The sequence below is a fragment of the Virgibacillus sp. W0430 genome, from assembly GCF_051846935.1.
In the GTDB taxonomy this organism is placed as follows: Bacteria; Bacillota; Bacilli; order Bacillales; family Amphibacillaceae; genus JBPYCR01.
On sequence record NZ_JBPYCS010000016.1, the window covers coordinates 45,261 to 66,341 of the forward strand.

The following is a 21,081-nucleotide window of genomic DNA, read 5'->3' on the forward strand; positions in this document are numbered from 1 at the left end:
CTTATTCAAACCTTATTTTTACTGTTTAATACAATTATTAATTCTTTTTCTTTGTTTCAGGTATTAAGTTTTTCATATTATCAGGTAATCTTTTTAAGATTATAAATGCAATTATAATAGCTATACCTTTATCAACAATATTAACAGGTATTCGCCCTATAAATGCTGATGAAAATATATCTTGCCCGGCTGCCAAAGTAGCAGCTACTACAAAGTCTACGCCTGAACCATTAACTCCACCGTATAACAAAACAACTACTATAGCTCCTATAATCGAATTTGAAAGTGTTATTAAAATAGCCCCAATAATTAAATGAAGCCATGTTCTGAATTTTTTATACTTCGCCATAAATCCAATTATTATACCAGATGACATATTTGCTAAACCAAACGCCATACTCAAAACGTCACCGCTGAGTAATCCACTTACTACGTTTGTTAATAGCCCTGTAGCTCCCCCAACAAGCGGCCCCATAATCACCGCCATAATTACGGTACCAATTGAATCCATAAAAAATGGTAACTTTAATTGACCAGCAATCATACCAGCAACTATATTGATAGCAATTCCTATAGGAATAAGAATTAATGCGTATGTTGTTTTTGTTTTTGAACTAATTGAAGCCGTTTGTCTTAATTTTTTTTCACCCACTTTGAGCATCCTCCTTTTTATTTGTAAAACTATTTACAAATTGGTCTACGCTAACAAATACCTCCTCCTGGAAGTTTAATCGTTTGCCCAGTTGAGTTATTTGTGGTGGTTCAATCCATGCTTTTTGCAAAGAATCATTATCGTTGAATACTGACGTACCATCACCATCACGTAATATATTACCGTTAGCCATGACTATTATACGATTGGAATTTTCGGCCACAAAATCCATGTCATGAGATATGATTATAACGGTCTTCCCTTGTTTGTGAAGTAAATTCATTGTTTTTATGAGCAATTGCCTTCCTACCTCATCTAATCCTCCAGTTGGTTCATCCATTATAAAAACCTTTGGATTAAAGGTTAGCACTGAGGCAATAGAAACTATTTTTTTACTAGTATAATCTAAATTCATTGGATGCTCTTTTAATATGTCGTCTATTCTTAATAACTCTATAACATAATCAAGGTTTTCCTTTGTTTCTTTATGGCTTAACTTGAAGTTTTTTGGCCCTGTCATTAATTCTTCCTCTACTGTTTTAGTAAAGAATTGATGGTTAGGGTTCTGAAATACATATCCAACCTTTCCAGATAGATAGCCTACACTTTTTTCTGCAGTGGATTCCTGCTCTATTTTAACTACTCCTTCAGTCGGCTTCAATAATCCATTGAAATGTTTAACTAAGGTAGTCTTACCACTACCATTCTGTCCAACAATACTAATTAACTCTGAATCATAAATTTTTAAGTTGACATCATTTAATGCCTGTTTTCCTCTTTTATACCTGTACACTAGGTTACTTACTTCTATTATTGGTTTCATTATTTATTTCGCCTCTTATTATTCTCAAGATGTGTAAATAATTGTTCTGCTTCATTTAAATTTATAGGCAATTCCTTAAAATTGTATATATCTTTCAATTTAAAAACAGCATCTGTTACTTGTGGTAATCGGATATCATACCCATTTAACTCTTCCTTTTTTTGAAATATATATTTTGTTTCTCCAAACAGTTTTAATTCGCCATCATGAAGAACCATCACTTTATCAGTATACTCAGCTATTTTTTCTATGTTATGATCCGCCATAATTATTGTTTTACCCTCTTGGTGTAATCTAGATACAAGATTAAATATTTCATCTCTTCCTATGGGATCTAATTGAGATGTCGATTCATCCAAGATAATTATATCTGGGCGTAAAGCTAATAAACAAGCAACAGCAAGCCTCTGTTGTTGCCCCCCCGACAAGTGGAAAGGGGATCTTCCTGAAAGTTCATGTAAATAGCAACTATCCATAACTTCTTCTATTCTCTTTATTATTTCACTTCTTTCTAAGCCTAAGTTACACATAGAAAAGGCTATTTCATCCTCAACAGTTTCTTGGGTAAATTGGCTCTCAGCATCCTGAAATACTATTCCAGCAACTTTGGTCATGTCTGAAGCATTTTCTGCGGATAAAACATTTCCATTTACCTTTATCTCACCAATCCAATCTCCACCTATGATATGAGGGGCCAACCCCATCATAGATAGACATGCAGTAGATTTACCAGCCTTATTTCGCCCAATCAATCCTATGAAATCTCCACTCTCAATCGTAACAGTTATATTATTTAAAGCGGCATTTTCGTAATTAGGATAGTAGTATGAGAAACCTGAAAATTCAATTATTGGGGTTGCCAAAGTTACACCTCCTTATCAATCAACTATTATTCTCTAATATTCTTATAGCTTCTAAGCCGACTTTTATCGTTTCTTCCATTGAGCCCTCCATATTCAGAATGCAAGAAGCTCTTAAGTTTCTAATAGATGATACTATATAAATTGCAGCGGCCTCCATTTCTGAGGCAAGTGCACCGCCTTCTATCCAGGCTTGCCACCTTAATTTTAACAAATCCCTCACCGGCATTATCTCGGGTAGGACTTCCCCATAAAAAGAATCTTTTGATTGAATAACACCTTTATGAAAAATCTTATTAAGATTTGATGCTGCTTTACAGAGGGCACTTGTAACATCAATATCTGCAACTGCTGGAAATTCAATTGGCATGTATTGTCCTGTTGTTCCTTCATCTCTAATTGCAGCAGTTCCTATTACAACATCTCCCTTATTTATAAATTCTTGCATGGGGCCAGCAGTTCCTATACGAATAAAAGTATCTGCCCCAACTTTACTCAATTCTTCTACAGCTATGGCAGATGAAGGAGCCCCTATACCTGTAGAACAAACCGATACTTTAGTACCATCTATATATCCCGTATATGTTTTGTATTCTCTATTCTCTGCAACTAGCCATGATTCATCAAATAAACTCGCTATGAGCTCTACCCTTCCAGGATCACCCGGTAAAAAAACATATCTTCCTACATCACCTTTTTTTAATTGCACATGATATTGAACTTCGCTTTTACTAAAATCCATCCCTATCACTACTCCTTAAGTAAGTTTTTAAGTCAAAATAATTTTCAGCAACTTATTTGCCCTCCTTTCCTATATTGTTAATTAATTAGATAAGTTCAAATTTAATACCCCCTAAATAACAGCGCTTTCAACAAAGAGAACAAGCCTATTCACAAGTGTTAATTAAAAATTTGACATTTGTTAAGGAAAGTTGAATTCATTATAATCTAATAAATCTAATAAATCAAGTTATTCTGAAAAATAAGTTGACTAATTGGTTTATCTGCTTTGATAAGGATGGGATTTAAATGATAAATAACCTTACACTTAGGGATAGACAGATGTATGATAAGTAATATTATCGGCATTAAAAACCCTGATAGGATTAGTTTCATACCAGGGTTTTTAATGCCGATAAATGTCAAGATAAGTATGTACAATTTCGATTGTCTAAGAATGTACAGTTTAGTTCGAAGTGTTGAAAATAATCTTGCTGGTTAAAATCGATTACTTGACTCAGACTTGTCATCCTTTTGAATGTGGTTTTTTAAACGATAAGATTCACCTACTATATTTATTACTGACGCATGATGTAATACTCTAACTAAAATAGCGTTAGCTATTTTAGGATCTTGAAATATTTCACTCCATGATTTAAAGTTAGAGTTTGTTGTAAATATAGTGCTTTTTCTCTCATATCGCATATCGATTAATTGAAAAAATAGTTTGGCATCAGCTTCATCAATTGGTAAATACCCTATCTCATCGATGATGAGTAATAATTTATACTTTGAAATAATGCTTCAATCTTGTCTCTAATTTACCTTCAAGATGCGCTTTCTTTAGAATTAGTATCAAATCGTAGGCCGGACGTTTGCCGCTCGCTTCATTCAGATTCCACGTCACCATAGACACCCTTGCGTTAAGCTAACTGCTGCCTTGAGTTTGGCAATTTTACCCTATAGACTAAGCTCATGCTGCTTTGAATATTTGACTTTTGATGGGCTTAATAGTTTTCGAGAATAGTAGCTCCAAATTGATTATAGTGGAAGGCGGCGACTCCAGCCGGAATAGTGACATGAACCATAAAAGTTGTACATTTATTTATGTTGATTTTCGTGCTAATTCATATGTTCTTCTAAAATCAATCGGACTTTTTCCATCCAGTTTTTCTTTAATACGTTCTTGATAAGAATACAATATATTGATTTACTTGATCAATCTCATCATCGACAGAAGAAAAAGAAGTGGTATAAATACATTCTATTTTTCAATATGCTGAAGAACCTCCCATAAGCGCATTATCCAAACAGTTTTCTTTACGCGACATGCTTTGTCTCATCTTGTAAAAGGGTGAGTAATCGCTCAAAGCTTTTGATTTGATATAACCACCCTTGATCTGAATAGACTACGATTTGTACATCGACCCTCTGGCTTTTGACATATCCTTGTTTAAAGGCTTTTTCTAATGACTTCTGAACGAGTTTGAAATTAGGATTTCGTGAAATCGAATGCCTGATAACCTTCGATATTAAGGACATCTAAAACAGCTGATAGATATAGTATGGCATCTCTCACCTTAAACAGTGACATCTGTTAACTACGCTTGATTGGGTTTAGGTGCCTCGAATTTACAATTCACTAGATTATCAGCCACAAGCCAATCTTAAACGAAAGCGATCAAAGCGCCAGTAGCCAAATGCGTTTCTCTTTATCACTTTTGTTTGGTTATTAATACCCTCGTCATAACCATTATGCAAATTAAAGGCGAAACTATTCAAAATTTCCTTCTGCCATTTCTGAAAAGTTCTACTGCCTTTTTGAATTTATCAAGGCCAGATGCTTTTACTAAACTGTAAAATTCGTATAAACGTTCTTGACCGCCGTTAAATTGGAAGGCCCTAGGGCCTTTGCTTCTTCAAACCAATACCGATATGCTTCTTTTAACTGGTATGCTCTTTGCAACGTATCCGACATTTTTAAATAGCGATCTAAATACCAGCGTTGCTTCTCTGTTAATGTTTCATGCTTTTTATTAAATACATGCTTCATTCGCTTACACTTTTTGCGATCATAGTCACTAAATTGCTTTTGTTCTTTTCTTCTAACGCGCTCAAGGGCCCAATACATATACCGGCAAAAATGAAAGCGATCTGCTACTATAATTGGTTTCCCTAATGCTTGATCTACGGCTGCTTTGAATGAGGGACTCATATCCATTACCACTATTTTAACTTTCTGCCCGTGATTTTCTAAGTACGTCTTTACCGTTTCCTTCCTTCGATCTGGCAGAATCTCAAGTGGTCTCCGATTCACCGGATCGGCAATAATGGTTTGGTATTTTTCTCCGTTAGTGTCTCCCTTATATTCATCAATAGCGATTATAGAAGGCAACTCTTTCGCCTTCTCCAACAAGGTCGAACCTACTTCATCAAACCTACGCATCACAGTTGTCGCAGAAGTATTAAACCTAGAGGCAATATCTTGAAAGTTCTTCCCATGAATAAGCTCCAATGCAATAGCCTTTTTCAATTCCTTAGATTGTCTTTGATAGCGTTCTACTAAAGAATTATTCTCATAGAAACGTTTTTCACATCCGTGCTGCTGACATGAATAACGGCGTTTGCGGTAAAATATAAGTGTTTCTCTTACAAATAATTTCGTATGTTGTATCTTTTGAATGCGATAGTCGTGCACTTTCTTTGTATGAGAGTTACACGATGGACAGTGATGCGAAGTGACATCCAGTTCCACGTGAATTTGAAAAACACCATCATTTTCAATAGATTTTTTGATGTATATGTGTAAAATTTTACTCGGGGGTATTTTGGTATATTTTACTAGCCAAAAAAGAGAAGGCACTCTATCATAAAATGTATGCTTCGCAGGCAAATACATTTAGAAAGAGGCCTTCTCATGGAATATATTATAACAAGAATTTACGAATTATTAAAGGAAACAAACAACTTAATCGAATTTGAAGAACAGGTACAGCTATTGATGTACGATACATTCACCAGTTTAGTCGGGGAAGTATTTAATAAAGTAAACGAGGTCATCAAAAAACAAAAACAGGCGGAAAACTGGAAAGTAGAAAGAAATGATCCCAAAGGGATCCAGTTCATCCCCTTTTATCCCGATTGTTTCGTTAGGTTCTTGTTTTTTAGAACCTAACGAAACAACCGGGTCAGCAAGCGATAGCGCGGTAGTCGAAAAAGCGTACAAAATTGGAGTGCCAAGAATAGCGGTGTTAAAATACGACCGAGAATAACTTGACACATACTTTTGATGTGAAATGCTTCTAAACCTGGTAAAGAAATGTTAAAATTCACTTACACGCAACTCCTTTTGTGTTTGTTTTGTCGTTAAAACAAGTCTAACAAATTTTGGAGTTTGCGTGCTTTTATTTTGCTGAATTTTTCCTATACCCCAACATATATTTTAGAGCCTTTTTTTTAAAGCAATTGCTACACAAAAAGACGTTTCTTCCGTAGAGGAAAACTCCTTGGAAGAAACGCTTCGTTTTTCATTAATCAACTGTATTTAATTTTGTTTCAATTTCTTTCATTATTTCGCCTGCTTTTTCCCAATCCCCTTCAGCTAATGCAGTGCGATACGCATCAAACAGACTTGCAAATTCCTGTAGCATTGCTTCTGCGCCTATGATCGGCTTTTGTTCACTTTGCTCTGGCGCTTCCTTATCTTCCTCTGTTTTTTGATCTACCTTATCTGGATCGATAAGATTTAATATTTTATCGAGCGCTTTTTCAAATGTTTCTTCCATAACAATATGGTCTTCATAAGCCATAATAACTTGCTTTACTTCCGGTAACGACGTTTCATTGGATGATTCAATGTAAATCGGTTCGACATACAAGACTGTATCCTCAATCGGAATCGCCAATAAATTACCGCGGATTACTTCTGAACCACCTTGGGACCATAAATTGAGCTGCTGTGATATATAACTATCCTGATTAATTCGATTTTCAATTTGTTGTGGTCCATAAATGTTTTTCTGTTTCGGGAAGCGATAAATAAACATATCTCCGTAATGCTCTCCATCGTTGCGAACACCAATCCAAGAAATCATGTTTTGCCGGTTTTTTGGTGTATATGGCATCATTAGAATGAACTCTTCCTCAGCCTCTTCTGGCATTTTCATTGTAATATAGTACGGTTCCATTTCAATATCTTTGTTAAAGTACTTTTCTGTCGGGAACTGCCAAAAATCCTCTCGGTTATAAAACACTTCTAGATTAGACATATGATACGTCCCATACATTGATGCTTGAATTTTAAAGAGCATTTCCGGGTAACGGATATGTGCTTTTACATCCTCAGGCATTTCCTCTTTAAATAGCTGTGGGAACATATTTTTATAAGTTTGAAGCAGTGGATCGTCCGGATTCGCAACATAGAAATCAACCTCGCCCGAATACGCGTCCAAAACAACTTTGACGGAATTACGAATGTAATTTTCATTTCCTTTATACGCTTCAGAATATGGATAGTTTTCTGCGCTTAAGTAAGCATCCATCATCCATGCTAACGTTCCATCATCTCGAATAAAGATATAAGGGTCCTGATCGTAACGGAAAAACGGAGCGATCCTTTTCACTCGATCCATAATATTACGTGTGTCCAGCAACTGGCTATCGCTCGTAATTTGATCCGAGACAAGCATTCGAAACGACCCTTCACTTAAAGCGAATAAAAAGCGGTTAAATCCTTTAAGAGGGATGCCCGTACGCTCCTCATATCGGTTCGTCTCGTTTTGATCACCTGTCGGATAATCAAATTCGTCTACTTTAGAGTTAACAATAACGTTCGGGTACGGTTCTTCCCCAAAGTATATTTGCTCTCGACTAATGTCAAATTCACCTTGAGCAGGCAAATTTTTCATCATGTACTCGGGTTGTCCCTGACTTGTCACTTTATTTACGTGACTCACTGCAACGCCATACCCATGTGTATACCTTAACGTTCGATTTACCCATGTTTGTGCTTGTGAGGGTAGATCGGCTGTGCTAAGCTCTCTAGCTCCAATAAAGACTTGCTCATAATTACCGTTAATTTTATACCGGTCAATATCCATATCGTTAAACTTATAGTACGTTCGGAACGTTTGCAGCTGATTATAAATATCAAGCAATGGTCTAGAATCATTTAATCGAACGTTATTAATTGTAAGCTCATTTCTTTCCACCATATCTCTAGTTAAAGTAAAGTCACCTGGATGTTCCTCTTCCTTAATTTTATCCAAATCGTAGGCGGCTCTTGTAAAGGAAAGGTTATGCTCCAAGTACGGACTTTCTTTTGAAAACTCGTTAGGGGAAACGATAAAGTTTTGCACAATAACTGACGCTCCTTGACCTGCAACGAGCACAACGGCATAAATAACAACCGGTGTAATGATAGAACGTAGCTTATTCCGGCTAAGTGCAACAATAATCCATACTGTCGCAACGAGTGCAACGGCTGCTAGTACGTATGCCTTTGGAATATTAATTAATTTATCCGTATAGCTAAGTCCATAGACAGCGCTTTTTTGAAATATATTTACTTGATTCGTTAAAAGCGTTCCATACGGCTCCAGCAGATGCATACCCGCTTGTAAAATGCCTAAAGCGCCAATCGTTACGCCTAAATGAATTTGTGCCGAACGATTCATTCGGTATATATGAAAGACAGAGTATGCACTAATGAGCACAACTAAAAAGAAAAATGTCAGTCCAAACAGCACATAAGCAATAAACTCAACAAAAGGCAGGATAAATACATAAAACGAGACGTCCATATTAAAAAATGGATCCTTTATACCGAATTCCGTATGATTTAACAGCTTTAATGCGGGCTCCCAACCAACACCTTGAATAATACTACTGCCAATAAAGCCGACGACGGTAGCAATTCCTAGCATGATCAAAGTGAGGGACTTTCGGTGTAGCATAATTGGCGGAAGTTGCTCTCGACCAAAGTGACTTGTGTAGGAATAGCGGATCCAAAACAATGTAATATATGTACAGATGAAAAACAAAATAAACCCGGTTACACCAAGAGCAACTTTACTTGTAAAAATCGTCATAAATACACTTTCATATCCTAATGTTTCCATCCAGATATAGTCTGTTAGCCACTGAAATACAATAAAACCAACAATTAATAATAAGAAGAAAAACCCTATAAAGAAACGCGTTCCTTTTCCAAACGATATATTACGATGCTTCACTGTACTACCTCCAATAATTGTATCCTCTTTTTAATAGTAACAGATTTACACATTTCTTTGAACAAAGATTAAAACAACGATCAAAAACCAATGCAGAACCCTTTTTCTGCCTAAATGAAACGAGCTGCTTCTCTGTAAACGAGAAGCAGCTCGTAATTGGTTGGGTTATGAACGATCGATTGGCGGTTGTATACTTTGCTCAGCCTTTTCAATTGCTCGCTTTACCATATTACCAGCATCTTTCGCTCTGATGCCGCCCCAACCTTCTTTTTGTACCGTGTCGTAAAAACCTAACTCCTTGGCAATCTCTTCTTTCAACTGGTCTGACATAATACCACGACCCATGAAAGACAGCTCCTTTCCAGCTTAAAGTAATTACGACATGTATATTTTTTGCATACTCGGCCTAAAATACACCTGTTATATGTAGGAAAAAGTGAATTTATTGTAACATTCTCGTACTTCATCGTTGTCTTAGCTAGAAAAGATCTTTGTCCTGTTTAACAGCAAAATAAAAAGCAGTAAACTATGTTCACCGCTCTACTGCTACTGCCTGATTGCTTTCATCTACAAAGCTTATCTCTACTGCTTCAGTTAAAACATCCGCATAACTATATGACACACGTTCAAATGCATTTTCATCCTGGTCAAGCTCAACTACGAAAACAGAAGGGTAGGTCTCAGACAATACTCCAGATCTAATAACCGTTTTCCTTCTTCCGCCATTGGCAGTTAATTTTAAACGTTGACCGATTTGACCTTCAAGACCTCTTTTAATTTCCGTTATTGTTTTCACCAGCACTCCACCTCACTGTAATTACTATACCACATGCTCGTTCAAACGTCAAATAAAACATAATATTATACCAATAACTCTTTAAATATGTCAATATCTTTTTTTGCACTCGTCTTATCTTTTCATATTTTTTACAAATTATGCACAAAAAGTTTCCCTTTCATATTTACAGTAAAATAAAAAGGAACGGACAAAATAGCTGCTAGTTATTTCCATAACCTCCATTCCTGTTCTACTCCTACACGTGCGTATATACCATCGTACGCTTGCACTCAAAACTTAAATAAAAAGGCCGTAAAGTGGACAAATGGGATACTGCTATCTAAAAGCTAACGATGTTGCCATATACGCAAAAGTGATATTTAATTATACCTTCTTGTTACTCCTCGGCTAAATCTTCCTTATATGGCATTCCTACCCGCAACAACCCTCTTGTTTCTACTCCGCCCATCCCTTTTTCTCCCGTAAATGTGTTTCGTAGTGCATCCCATACGTTTACTTTTTCCATAAACGATGTATATGCAATTCTTGCCGCTATATACACAGGATCAAGCGCATGTATATTTATTCTTGATGGCGAGCTCGCAAAGTTAGCACCTGCGCGAATAAGCGATTCAAAATGGGATTGACATGCACCTGCGAATATAACTAAATCATCTAAGTTCGGGGTTATATTTCTTGCTTCCCGAACGGTATCCACAAAATACTTAGAATTCCGATATGCTCGAAGCTCTTTTTTCATGCCTTTTTTTCTTGAATACGAATCATGTCCTGTAATAACTACAATTTGTGGCTGAATACTTTTTAATAATGCAGCGATTTCATACGGCATTTCCTTTTCATGTAAATGGACACTGTGCACCTGTAATCCCATCTTCTCATATAGTTCCATGCATTTACGTAAATACGATTGATCTCCATCGAGGTGCAAAACCTTTGTAGGAAGTTGAAAACAAGCAGCTTTTTCAGTATACCCATCCGTAGCTTCGTAATTTCGTTTCTCCTTTAACAAACGATAATCCTGTAAAAACAATCGATACGAAACGTCTTCTTGTTTTTTTACCTTTTGTTTTATTTTGCGAAGCTCTTGGTCCTCTACTCGAACAAGGTCATCCATTGGCGCATCCGCTTGTAATCGAATATGAACACCATGTATGATCGCTTGCTCCTCTTTTATTTCCACAACTGTAAATAATAAATCGTGACCGTACGATTTTCGCGTGACGTAATCCCCTTTCACAGCTTCCACCTCGACACCGTCCTCATTAGCTGGAGTTGCACCTTAACATAGACTATGTCAGCATGGGCGAAATTGTGCCTTTTACTTATTGAATTTAATCGTGTGTATTTTGAGATGATTTAGGGTAGGGAACTTGTTTTGACGATGCATACCGTTTATAAAAAAAGAGGAACGGTTATTTGATTGCCTATACGTTATTTAGCGTTACGTATCACAATAAATAACCGCTGTCATTTCACCGTTAAACCGAGTCGTACCCGTTATGAAATTCGTTTATGTTTGCGGAGATGAATCAGAAAGTGCGTTCGCAAGCCGAGCAAATTCTTCCATTGACAATGACTCTCCACGGCGATTCGGAGAGATTTCAATTCGGTCAAGAATAGCTATCAGCTCTTGCTTGCTTTTTTCCTTATCGTAATTAGATAAATTGTTTACTAACGTTTTTCTTCGGTGAACGAAACAGGCACGTACTACTGAGAAAAATTGTTCTTCATCATTTACAGAAACCGGCGGATGTTTGCGCATCGTTAGTTTCAGCACACTAGACGTAACATTTGGTGGTGGAATAAACGCTTGTCTCGGTACGTTCATTACTACTTCTGCTTCTGTATAATATTGCACAGCAATCGATAAGGAGCCATAGCTTTTACTATTCGGACGTGCTGCCATCCGGTCAGCTACTTCCTTTTGGAGCATGACAGTTAAACGATCAATCGGTAGTCGGTCTTGCAGTAGCTTCATTAAAATTGGTGTTGTAATATAATAGGGCAGATTAGCAACTATATGAATGGACTGGCTCTCGCTAAAATGAGCGCTTATCGCATCGCCAACATCAGCTTTTAAAATATCATCATGAATAATTGTTTTATTATCGTACGCCTGTAAAGTATCTTGCAAAATAGGTACTAAACGTTGATCAATTTCATAAGCAATAACATGATTTGCATGGATCGCCAATTGTTCCGTCAATGACCCAATTCCAGGACCTATTTCGATTACGCCACTATCTTGATCTATTCCTGCTTGTTCAATTATGGTTCGTAAAATGTTCGTATCAATTAAAAAATTTTGTCCTAAGCTTTTTTTAAAAGAAAAATTATACTTTTTTAATATTTCCTTCGTACGGACTGGGGTTGCAATAAATGGTTTAGGCATTGCCGTTCTCCTCTTCAACTATTTCTTCCATCGCTTGCTTCAATTGCTTTTTTGTAATTTGAAACATAGCTAACCTTTTCAGAAGCTGCTTGCCGTTCGCTTGACCGATGTTTAGTAAATTACCTAGCTTCATTCTTCTTTCTTTTGCACCCGATCCACCTATTAGGCCATATTCGAGCAAGTCTTGCTGGCATATTTCAGCTTCGTATGGAGGATGAATTTCATAAACACCTGCCAATGCCTTTTGTATTGCAGCGACGGATGCATGTTCAATCCCTATGCTTTTATTATGTGGATGCTTCGCTCTTGCTTCTTCAGGTGTTAAAAAAGCATGCTTACAACCTGGTACCGCTTGATCAATAATTGAACGAATGCGCTGCCCTGGGTAATCTGGATCGGTAAATATTATGCAGCCTCGCTTTTCCTTTGCGTGCTTGATTCGTTCGAGCGTTTCAGCATTAATAGCCGATCCATTCGTTTCAATCGTATCTGCATCCACTGCTTGCCGAATTTTAACACGATCGTCTTTCCCTTCGACGATAATTACTTCCTTTATTTTCACTGTATTGCCTCTTTCTCTATGCTTTATAGAATCATTTTTTCCTAGTTATGATAAAATATCAATTCTTTTCGTCTAAAACGATTAATGCTCTCACCATTTTATCATGGCAAGAGCATTAATCCTACTGTTGGTCAATCATTCAATATAAAATGGCGAACCATTAATCAAGAATTTTCACTTTTACTTTTTTACGACCGAAACTATATGCAGCTTGCTTTGTCGGGAAGTGCGCATCAATTCGATTCCCTTTGATCGATCCGCCTGTATCCGCAGCAATTGCTGTACCATATCCTTCTACCCACACTTTGGAACCTAAAGGTATGACATTAGGATCTACAGCAATAACTTTCATGTTCGGATTAGCATTTAAGTTAATTCCTGTAGCTGTATATCCGGAACATCCTTTACATTTTGCTGTATAAGCACTAGCTGTTACGTACAGTTCCTTTCCACTCGCACTTGCCTGACCCGCAGTGCTAGCAATGGATGCCGTTTGGCTTTTTTTCACTTCTTTCGTTCCGATAGCGACCACTTTGTTTTCACTTTTTTCAACGACTTCTTCACGTAAAAGCTCGCGCTGAACTTCTTCACCGTTCTCTAGTGTTACTTTGTATTCCTTAGCGACACGTCCTTCTTTCCCTTCAACAATGACGCGTTCTTTTCCTTTTTCAAGGGTAGCATCCTTTTTCGTTTCCGTTTTAAAGGCTATCTTTTCCTCTACTTTTTCGGTCTTCTCTTCTACATGAACGATTGTAATCTTTGTGTTCTCCGTTACATCTTCCGTAAGTACAGGATCTATTTTATCTTGATCTTTGTATGTAATGTCGTTTGCTGCTAGTACTTCGGCTACTTTCCCACCAGTCGTCCATACTTTCTTTTCAACACTACCGTCTTCAACCGTAACTTCATAGGCTGTATCAATCGTAATCGTTAATCCTTCTTCAATTACGTCTGAATAGCTGTGCGATATGCTGTCGTGTGCAGAAAAAGAAAGTTCCTCTTCCTTAAAAAAGTCGCCTATAGTGGCGGCAGTTGTGTGAAATGTTTGTGCTTTTCCATCGAGATTAACTGTTATTTCATTTGCGGTTTGATAGTCAATAACCATACCGCTTTTAATTGGACTATTTATATCATGTGATAACGCATCGTGTTCATCTACTGGAATATTTAGTTCTTTTAGTAGTTCACCTACTGTTTTCGTATGTGTTTTCACCGCTAACTCTTCTCCATTATCGGCAAACACTACTTCGACTTTGGTCGTTTCAAAAATTACCCAGCTTGTAAATAGAACAAGTGCCATAATACCAACTGTCGAAATCACCAACTTCTTACGAGATGCTGGTAATACTTTCGATATGATTTGCATGGTTCTTGCCTCCTTAACGACTTTGATTATATAAACAGATATATTCGAAGTCAAAATCTTTACGATTACGATTTCATTACAGTTAGATTACAAATGAAGCGAACCCCCTTATACTCGCTTATTTAATCGAATTCTATTAAATTAATAACCTTTCATTCCAATGAAAAAAGACTGGATAATTACATCCCAGCCTTTAATAGATTTGTCCAATTTATTCCATTTTATTCATAATTTCTTAAATAAATGCGCCGTCTATTGCTTAATATTGAATAATGACAAAGCATTGTTTGTCGTTATTTTACTTAATTCATGGTAGTCCATATTACGCAAGTGAGCTATTTGCTCGGCTACAAGTTGCACATGCGCTGGTTCATTCCTTTTTCCTCGAAATGGGTGAGGTGCTAAATACGGTGCATCTGTTTCAATTAGTAATCGATCGAGGGGAACAGCTGCTGCAACTTCCTTCGGTGCTTTAGCATTTTTAAACGTTACAGGACCACCTAAAGAGATATAAAAGTTCATTTTGAGAAAAGCAGGAACATACTCCACACGATCGCTATAACAGTGCATTATGCCTCCTACTTCCTCCGCTTTTTCTTCTTGTAAAATTGTTATTATATCTTCGGTTGCCTCTCGATTATGAATAATAATTGGCATCTGCAGTCTTTTAGCTAAACGTATTTGCTCTCTAAACACTTCTTGCTGAACTTTCTTTGGAGATGTGTCCCAATGGTAATCTAAACCCATTTCGCCAATCGCAACAACCTTTTTATGCGCACTCAATTCTTCTATCCATGCTAGACATTCCTTTGAATAGTGAATCGCATCAACTGGATGCCAGCCAACCGCTGCATAAATCGTTTCATATTGTTCGGCTATTTCAATTGCAATTGGAATTGTTTCATGATCAAATCCTACAACGACCATATATTTCACGCCCGCTTGAAAAGCACGTTTAATTGTTTCATCGCGATCGTCTTTAAATTGTCTTGCATTCAAATGTACATGCGTATCAAATAACACGATTTAACGCTCCTTCACTCTAGTTAATAAAGCAGTTTTCCTGCGTACATTTTTGCTTTATAAATCGTTCCGCTTTCTCTTAAAAAGAAAAGGCCTTTTCGATTTACACACGAAGAAGACCTTTTCCATTTTCTTATTATTTTACAGTAGAGCCATTTGGCAAGTATTTTTCGACAGTTGCCAATACGAGCTTTCCATTTTCACCTTCACCAGAAAGAATCATTCCTTCCGATAATTCGCCCCGTAGTTTTACTGGCTTTAAATTCGTAACGCAAATTACCTTTTTACCGAGGAGCTCTTCCGGCTTGTAATATTGGGCGATACCTGAAATAATTTGTCTCTTTTCAAACCCTAAGTCAACCTGCATTTTAATAAGCTTATCTGCTTTCTTCATCTTCTCTGCATGAATAACTTCTGCAACACGCAAATCAAGTTTCATAAAGTCATCATAAACAATTTCTTCTTTTACTTCTTTTGGTTCTGTTTTTTGTTCCGCTTGTGTTGGGGGTTGCATCATTTCCTTAATTGTCTGTATCTCTTGCTCGACGTCAAGGCGTGGGAAAATAGGACTGCCTTTTTGAATCGTTGTTCCCGAACTAATCTTCCCTTGGTCATATATGCTATCCCATTGCTGCAGTTCTTTTTCAGAAATACCTAGCTGCCTGAAAATTTCTTGCGGTGCATGTGTTAAAAATGGCTGGAGCATAACGGCAGAAATCCGCAAAGATTCTGCAAGGTGCGCCATAACATTGCCAAGTCGCGCGCGCTTGCTCTCATCCTTAGCCAAAACCCAAGGCTCTGTTTCGTCAATGTACTTATTAGAACGGCTTATATATTTCCATAATGCGGTTAGAGCAACTGAAAACTGCATGCTTTCCATTGCTTCCTCGACTTTTTGAATCGTTTCTTTTGCAAATGCTTCTAGTCGTTCATCAACCTCTGTCTCAGCAGCTCGATATGCCGGTATTTCACCTGCAAAGTATTTATCAATCATCGCAACAGTTCGATTCAATAAGTTACCAAGATCATTGGCAAGATCATAATTCGTACGCTCTACAAATCCTTCTGGCGTAAATACCCCATCGGAACCAAATGGAACTTCACGCAATAAATAATAGCGTAAAGCATCAAGCCCATAACGATCGGTCAATTTTACTGGGTCGACAACATTCCCTTTTGATTTCGACATTTTTCCGTCTTTCATTAAAATCCAACCATGGGCAAATACTTTTTTCGGCAAAGGTAAATCAAGCGCCATTAACATAATTGGCCAATAAATTGTATGGAAACGAACAATTTCCTTACTCATTAAATGAACATCTGCTGGCCAATATTTTTCGTACTTAGAAGTATCGTCTGAACCGTATCCAAGTGCGGTAATGTAATTCGTCAACGCATCTATCCACACATATATAACGTGCTTTGGATTTCCTGGAACTTTAATTCCCCAATCAAATGTGGTCCGTGAGACTGCTAAATCCTCAAGTCCTGGCTTAATGAAATTGTTCAGCATTTCATTTTTTCGACTTTCCGGTTGAATAAACGTTGGATTGTCTTCATAAAATTTGACGAGTCGATCTACGTACTTGCTCATTTTGAAGAAGTACGACTCTTCCTTTACTTTCTCGACAATTTTCCCACAGTCTGCACAATGCCCGTCATCAAGCTGGCGTTCCGTAAAGAAAGCTTCACAAGACATACAATACCAGCCTTCATACGTATCTAAGTATATATCACCTTGCTTAACGAGCTGGTCAAATATTTTTTGTACAACCACCTTATGTCGTTCTTCTGTTGTGCGAATAAAATCATCATTCGTTATTTCGAGCTTTTTCCATAACTCTTGAATGCCACCGACAATTTTATCTACATAGCTCTGTGGCGACAGGCCTTCCTTTTCTGCAGCTGTCTGAATTTTTTGCCCGTGTTCATCCGTTCCAGTCAAATACATGACATCATACCCGCGCATCCGCTTATAACGGGCAATAGCGTCTCCGGCAACTGTTGAGTATGCATGTCCAATATGCAGATTCCCACTTGGGTAATAAATTGGGGTTGTTATATAAAATGTTTTCTTTTTCTCACTCATCGAACAATCTCCTCTTCCAGTATCAATATACAGATTCGTCTTTTTAACTAATCCTATTGTAGCGATTTTTTTCCGACATTTCCAACATCAGAACGTTTTGAATTGGAAACCAATCGTTCTTTGCCCATTTTAACATTAATTGTATTTTTTGCCTTTTTTTGAAATAATCGTCTTTTTTTCAATTGTTTTTATGAACATAATTTCACAAACAGGAAATAATGCCCTCATTTCGTGGCTTATGTCGATATTTTACTACTTCAACACATTATATGCCTGTTGACACGTTTATAAATGATTGGTAAAATATTCTTTGTTAAATTGTCGAAATTTGACAGCTGCTTTTCTTACAAATTGTACTATGAATTAAAAAAACTGACAATTCAAGAAATTTTTATAAACAGTTTTTCTAATTTAAGAGGGAGGGAATACGAGATGAAGTCTACAGGAATTGTACGAAGAGTGGACGAGCTTGGTAGAGTAGTAATACCTATCGAATTAAGAAGATCACTCGGCATTGAAGAAAAAGACGCAATGGAAATTTACGTAGAAGACGACAAGGTGATCTTTAAAAAATATACAGCAAATATGACTTGTCAAATTACAGGGGAAAGTTCAGACGACAACCTAGCATTAGCTAACGGAAAACTTGTGCTTAGCCGTGAAGGTGCCGAAGCCTTAGTAAAAGAAATCAATTCAAATTTCGACTTTTAAGAATACCGTACAGTTTATTTAAGAGCCACAGCGATTGTGGTTCATTTCTTTTTACGAGTGCATACATTGGTGCTGGGACAAATGAGAATGTACGTCCCAGCACTTTTGTTGCGTGTTATGTGCTTAGCACAATAAAGGTTATTCTATATGAAATTGCTTGTACACATCACGCTTAGCCATGTTTCGCTCTGTAGCAACTTGCTTAATCGCCTCTTTACTGGAATACCCTTTGTTCTCCATATAATGGTGTATGTGAGCTTGTACCGATAAATGGCTCCACCACAAAAGGTCTTCATTCGTATCCGCTTCAGTATTCCCTTCAACAACGAGACAAAATTCGCCTTTTAATTCATTTTCCGTTGACCAATTTAACAAATCTTCTATAGAGCCACGGACATATTCTTCAAATCTCTTCGTAAGCTCGCGTCCAATGACAGCCTGTCGGTTTCCTAGTACCGTATTCAATTGCTCCAACGTATCTGTTAGTCGATACGGAGCTTCATAAAAAAGCAATGTCGCTTCAACTGTTTTCAAGCGATCTAAAGCGAACCGCTTTTCTTTCCTTTTTCTCGGTAAAAAGCCATAAAATAAAAACATTTGTGTAGGAAGCCCCGATGCAACTAACGCACATAATGCTGCATTTGCCCCTGGCAAGGATACTACATTGATTTGATCGTTAATAGCAGCTTCAATTAACTCATAACCAGGGTCACTAATAGCAGGCATCCCTGCATCACTAACTAAAGCAACGGACTCCCCTTTTTTTAAATAGGTTAACAACTCCTGCTTCCGTGCTTCGTTACTATGCTCGTGAAAGCTAATAAGCGGTGTATGAATATCGAAATAGCTAAGTAATTTTCGAGTGTTTCTCGTATCCTCAGCAGCAATCCATTGTACCGTTTTTAAAATGTGTAAGGCACGATACGTAATATCTTCTAAATTCCCTATAGGAGTAGGTACAACGTATACTGTTCCTATTTCTACATCATTATGAAAGCTCTTTTGAATTTGCATGTTGAACCACTTCTTTCAGCATTTCCCGAATGAGCTGAAGCTTCTCTTTTCGGGACAATTGTTTGATTTCATATTCTTTTTGCATAGCCGTTTCTTTTGTTTGGAACTTTTTTACGTATACCACTTGAAAAGGGCCTCGTCCCCTTGTATACTTCGCACCCTTGCCAGCGGTATGCATTTCCAATCTCTTTGCTAAATCATTCGTATAGCCTGTATATAGCGTCTGATCGTTACACCTTAACATATATACGACATGTTCTTTGTTATCCATTTATAATTTCCTCAGCTTCTTTTGTATATGTGTCATCTTCATTATAAATAATTAATGGTGGCAATAGTTTTAAGTCTGCTTTGCCATCACGAACTGCTTCAATTAATAACGTATTTGCTTCGCGCCCTTCTTTTGCATAAACGAAGCGTAGTCGCTTTGGCTCTAAATGATATTTCCTAAATAGGGTAATGATGTCAACGAGCCTTCCCGGTCGATGGACGATGGAAACCTTGCCTCCTGGCTTTACGTGCAACTTGCACGCTCGAACAACATCTTCCAGCGAACACATAACCTCGTGTCTGGCAATCGTTAAATATTCATTACGGTTATGCTCGGTCGTTGCGGGTGAACGAAAATAAGGAGGATTACACGTAACAGCGTCGAACGAGCTATGACCAAGTATAGGGTGCATTTGTTTTAAGTCTCCGTGAATAAAAGAGATTTGTTCGGTCAACGCATTTAGCTTTATACTTCGCTTCGCCATATTTACGAGCCTTTCTTGAATTTCAACACCTGTAATATGTGCATTCGTTCGTTGGGTCAACAAAAGTGGAATAGCGCCATTTCCCGCACACAAATCCAAAATGTTCCCTTTTTTTATCGGTATATATGCAAAATGAGCTAACAAAATAGCATCAAGAGAAAAAGAAAAAACAGAAGGACTTTGAATAATCTTCATTTTCTCATTGGCAACTAAATAATCAATCCGTTCGTCATCAATCAAACATATTTTGTTTTCACCATTCGTTACAACCGCTTTATTTTCCTCAGCCACTTACACCTAACTCCAATCGTTATCGCTAAAATAACAAGCATTAGCTTGTCGATCTATAAAATAACTACATGCAATTTCTATTCATATTACACAATTTTCCGCTATTCTTTAGCATACTATACGTTCCAATTGTGATAATCGTTAAATTTACGCTTAACGCCCCGAACAAATAGTGAGAAATAAAAAAAGGTTCTACGTCAAATGTTGGGGTGAGCTAACGCTCACTCCTTATTTATGCGACCCGCCCATTTATGTTTTTATATTGATGATGTAATAGTACTCTTAAACGAAAGCGATCAAAACGGCGGTAACCAAATGCGTTTCTCTTTATCACTTTTGTTTGGTTATTAATACCCTCGACATAACCATTATGCAAATTAAAAGCGAAACTATTCAAAATTTCCTTCTGCCAGTTCTGAAAAGTTTCTACTGCCTTCTTGAATTCATCAAGGCCTGATGCTTTTACTAAACTGTAAAATTCGTATAAACGTTCCTTGACCGCCGTTAAATTGGAAGGCCCTAGGGCCTTTGCTTCTTCAAACCAATACCGATATGCTTCTTTTAACTGGTATGCTCTTTGCAACGTATCCGACATTTTTAAATAGCGATCTAAATACCAGCGTTGCTTCTCTGTTAATGTTTCATGCTTTTTATTAAATACATGCTTCATTCGCTTACACTTTTTGCGATCATAGTCACTAAATTGCTTTTGTTCTTTTCTTCTAACGCGCTCAAGGGCCCAATACATATACCGGCAAAAATGAAAGCGATCTGCTACTATAATTGGTTTC

General features: G+C 37.2%; 19 protein-coding genes and 2 pseudogenes. 2 read left to right on the forward strand and 19 right to left on the reverse strand.

The annotated features are described in order from the left end of the window. Positions 1 to 37: 37 nt before the first annotated feature. The 6 genes and pseudogenes from ACLIBH_RS09680 to ACLIBH_RS09705 all read right to left on the reverse strand — a co-directional run bounded on the left by ACLIBH_RS09680 (position 38) and on the right by ACLIBH_RS09705 (position 5,882). Positions 38 to 652, reverse strand: coding sequence for an ECF transporter S component (locus tag ACLIBH_RS09680; protein WP_439316505.1), 615 nt, complete (start codon positions 650 to 652; stop codon positions 38 to 40). Then, positions 645 to 1,475 carry an energy-coupling factor ABC transporter ATP-binding protein gene (locus ACLIBH_RS09685; RefSeq protein WP_439316506.1) on the reverse strand — a complete coding sequence of 277 codons (831 nt, stop codon included), beginning with the start codon at positions 1,473 to 1,475 and terminating at the stop codon, positions 645 to 647. Before ACLIBH_RS09685 ends, ACLIBH_RS09680 begins: the two co-directional genes overlap by 8 nt. Beyond that, positions 1,475 to 2,338, reverse strand: a complete 864-nt coding sequence (locus ACLIBH_RS09690) for an energy-coupling factor ABC transporter ATP-binding protein (protein ID WP_439316507.1) — start codon at positions 2,336 to 2,338, stop codon at positions 1,475 to 1,477. Before ACLIBH_RS09690 ends, ACLIBH_RS09685 begins: the two co-directional genes overlap by 1 nt. A gap of 19 nt (positions 2,339 to 2,357) precedes the next feature. Continuing rightward, the gene (locus tag ACLIBH_RS09695; protein ID WP_439316508.1) at positions 2,358 to 3,077 is read right to left on the reverse strand and encodes a nucleoside phosphorylase; all 720 of its coding nucleotides are present in this window, start codon (positions 3,075 to 3,077) and stop codon (positions 2,358 to 2,360) included. Between the two features lie 476 nt (positions 3,078 to 3,553). Beyond that, positions 3,554 to 3,920 (reverse strand): annotated as a pseudogene (locus ACLIBH_RS09700) (ATP-binding protein); the annotation flags it as partial. A gap of 785 nt (positions 3,921 to 4,705) precedes the next feature. After that, positions 4,706 to 5,882: pseudogene (locus ACLIBH_RS09705) on the reverse strand (ISL3 family transposase). 90 nt (positions 5,883 to 5,972) lie between these two features. Between ACLIBH_RS09705 and ACLIBH_RS09710 the strand changes: the two are divergent. Continuing rightward, on the forward strand, positions 5,973 to 6,230 hold the full coding sequence (locus ACLIBH_RS09710) for a hypothetical protein (RefSeq protein ID WP_439316509.1): 258 nt from the start codon (positions 5,973 to 5,975) through the stop codon (positions 6,228 to 6,230). A 355-nt stretch (positions 6,231 to 6,585) separates the two neighbouring features. On the opposite strand, the gene ACLIBH_RS09715 is transcribed toward ACLIBH_RS09710, so the two are convergent. The 9 genes from ACLIBH_RS09715 to metG all read right to left on the reverse strand — a co-directional run bounded on the left by ACLIBH_RS09715 (position 6,586) and on the right by metG (position 17,519). Further along, the gene (locus ACLIBH_RS09715) at positions 6,586 to 9,288 is read right to left on the reverse strand and encodes a UPF0182 family membrane protein (RefSeq protein WP_439316510.1); all 2,703 of its coding nucleotides are present in this window, start codon (positions 9,286 to 9,288) and stop codon (positions 6,586 to 6,588) included. A 165-nt stretch (positions 9,289 to 9,453) separates the two neighbouring features. After that, on the reverse strand, positions 9,454 to 9,633 hold the full coding sequence (locus tag ACLIBH_RS09720; protein WP_439316511.1) for a small, acid-soluble spore protein, alpha/beta type: 180 nt from the start codon (positions 9,631 to 9,633) through the stop codon (positions 9,454 to 9,456). Positions 9,634 to 9,820: 187 nt separating this feature from the next. Then, positions 9,821 to 10,087, reverse strand: coding sequence for a biofilm formation stimulator Veg (gene veg / locus ACLIBH_RS09725; protein WP_439316524.1), 267 nt, complete (start codon positions 10,085 to 10,087; stop codon positions 9,821 to 9,823). A 376-nt stretch (positions 10,088 to 10,463) separates the two neighbouring features. After that, positions 10,464 to 11,333 (reverse strand): sporulation peptidase YabG, encoded by an 870-nt coding sequence (gene yabG / locus ACLIBH_RS09730; RefSeq protein WP_439316512.1) that lies wholly within the window; start codon positions 11,331 to 11,333, stop codon positions 10,464 to 10,466. A gap of 264 nt (positions 11,334 to 11,597) precedes the next feature. Further along, positions 11,598 to 12,479 (reverse strand): 16S rRNA (adenine(1518)-N(6)/adenine(1519)-N(6))-dimethyltransferase RsmA, encoded by an 882-nt coding sequence (gene rsmA, locus ACLIBH_RS09735; RefSeq protein WP_439316513.1) that lies wholly within the window; start codon positions 12,477 to 12,479, stop codon positions 11,598 to 11,600. After that, entirely contained in the window at positions 12,472 to 13,041 is a 570-nt protein-coding gene (gene rnmV / locus ACLIBH_RS09740; protein WP_439316514.1) for a ribonuclease M5, read from the reverse strand. The genes rsmA and rnmV overlap by 8 nt, the downstream gene beginning before the upstream one ends. 160 nt (positions 13,042 to 13,201) lie before the next feature. Beyond that, positions 13,202 to 14,407, reverse strand: coding sequence for a ubiquitin-like domain-containing protein (locus ACLIBH_RS09745; RefSeq protein ID WP_439316515.1), 1,206 nt, complete (start codon positions 14,405 to 14,407; stop codon positions 13,202 to 13,204). Between the two features lie 252 nt (positions 14,408 to 14,659). Further along, a complete protein-coding gene (locus ACLIBH_RS09750; RefSeq protein WP_439316516.1) occupies positions 14,660 to 15,430 on the reverse strand; it encodes a TatD family hydrolase in 771 nt (256 codons plus the stop codon). Positions 15,431 to 15,566: 136 nt separating this feature from the next. Continuing rightward, entirely contained in the window at positions 15,567 to 17,519 is a 1,953-nt protein-coding gene (gene metG, locus ACLIBH_RS09755) for a methionine--tRNA ligase (protein WP_439316517.1), read from the reverse strand. Positions 17,520 to 17,951: 432 nt separating this feature from the next. On the opposite strand from metG, the gene ACLIBH_RS09760 reads away from it, so the two are divergent. Continuing rightward, positions 17,952 to 18,230, forward strand: coding sequence for an AbrB/MazE/SpoVT family DNA-binding domain-containing protein (locus tag ACLIBH_RS09760; RefSeq protein ID WP_439316518.1), 279 nt, complete (start codon positions 17,952 to 17,954; stop codon positions 18,228 to 18,230). Positions 18,231 to 18,368: 138 nt separating this feature from the next. Here the strand turns inward: ACLIBH_RS09760 and rsmI are convergent, their stop codons facing one another. From rsmI to ACLIBH_RS09780, 4 genes are all read right to left on the reverse strand, one after another. Then, a complete protein-coding gene (gene rsmI, locus ACLIBH_RS09765; RefSeq protein WP_439316519.1) occupies positions 18,369 to 19,244 on the reverse strand; it encodes a 16S rRNA (cytidine(1402)-2'-O)-methyltransferase in 876 nt (291 codons plus the stop codon). Beyond that, entirely contained in the window at positions 19,219 to 19,515 is a 297-nt protein-coding gene (locus tag ACLIBH_RS09770; RefSeq protein ID WP_439316520.1) for a GIY-YIG nuclease family protein, read from the reverse strand. Before ACLIBH_RS09770 ends, rsmI begins: the two co-directional genes overlap by 26 nt. After that, on the reverse strand, positions 19,508 to 20,245 hold the full coding sequence (locus tag ACLIBH_RS09775) for a tRNA1(Val) (adenine(37)-N6)-methyltransferase (protein ID WP_439316525.1): 738 nt from the start codon (positions 20,243 to 20,245) through the stop codon (positions 19,508 to 19,510). The genes ACLIBH_RS09770 and ACLIBH_RS09775 overlap by 8 nt, the downstream gene beginning before the upstream one ends. Positions 20,246 to 20,522: 277 nt before the next feature. After that, positions 20,523 to 21,081, reverse strand: a 559-nt coding sequence (locus tag ACLIBH_RS09780) for a transposase (RefSeq protein WP_439316521.1), incomplete at its 5' end; no start/stop codon positions are given.

Bases quoted from the DNA above. Each gene is read 5' to 3' on its own strand.
- ACLIBH_RS09710 (WP_439316509.1), top strand. From the start codon at position 5,973: ATGGAATATATTATAACAAGAATTTACGAATTATTAAAGGAAACAAAC.
- metG (WP_439316517.1), bottom strand. From the start codon at position 17,519: ATGAGTGAGAAAAAGAAAACATTTTATATAACAACCCCAATTTATTAC.
- ACLIBH_RS09685 (WP_439316506.1), bottom strand. From the start codon at position 1,475: ATGAAACCAATAATAGAAGTAAGTAACCTAGTGTACAGGTATAAAAGA.
- ACLIBH_RS09760 (WP_439316518.1), top strand. From the start codon at position 17,952: ATGAAGTCTACAGGAATTGTACGAAGAGTGGACGAGCTTGGTAGAGTA.
- ACLIBH_RS09745 (WP_439316515.1), bottom strand. From the start codon at position 14,407: ATGCAAATCATATCGAAAGTATTACCAGCATCTCGTAAGAAGTTGGTG.
- ACLIBH_RS09720 (WP_439316511.1), bottom strand. From the start codon at position 9,633: ATGGGTCGTGGTATTATGTCAGACCAGTTGAAAGAAGAGATTGCCAAG.
- ACLIBH_RS09770 (WP_439316520.1), bottom strand. From the start codon at position 19,515: ATGGATAACAAAGAACATGTCGTATATATGTTAAGGTGTAACGATCAG.
- rsmA (WP_439316513.1), bottom strand. From the start codon at position 12,479: ATGCCTAAACCATTTATTGCAACCCCAGTCCGTACGAAGGAAATATTA.
- ACLIBH_RS09695 (WP_439316508.1), bottom strand. From the start codon at position 3,077: ATGGATTTTAGTAAAAGCGAAGTTCAATATCATGTGCAATTAAAAAAA.
- rsmI (WP_439316519.1), bottom strand. From the start codon at position 19,244: ATGCAAATTCAAAAGAGCTTTCATAATGATGTAGAAATAGGAACAGTA.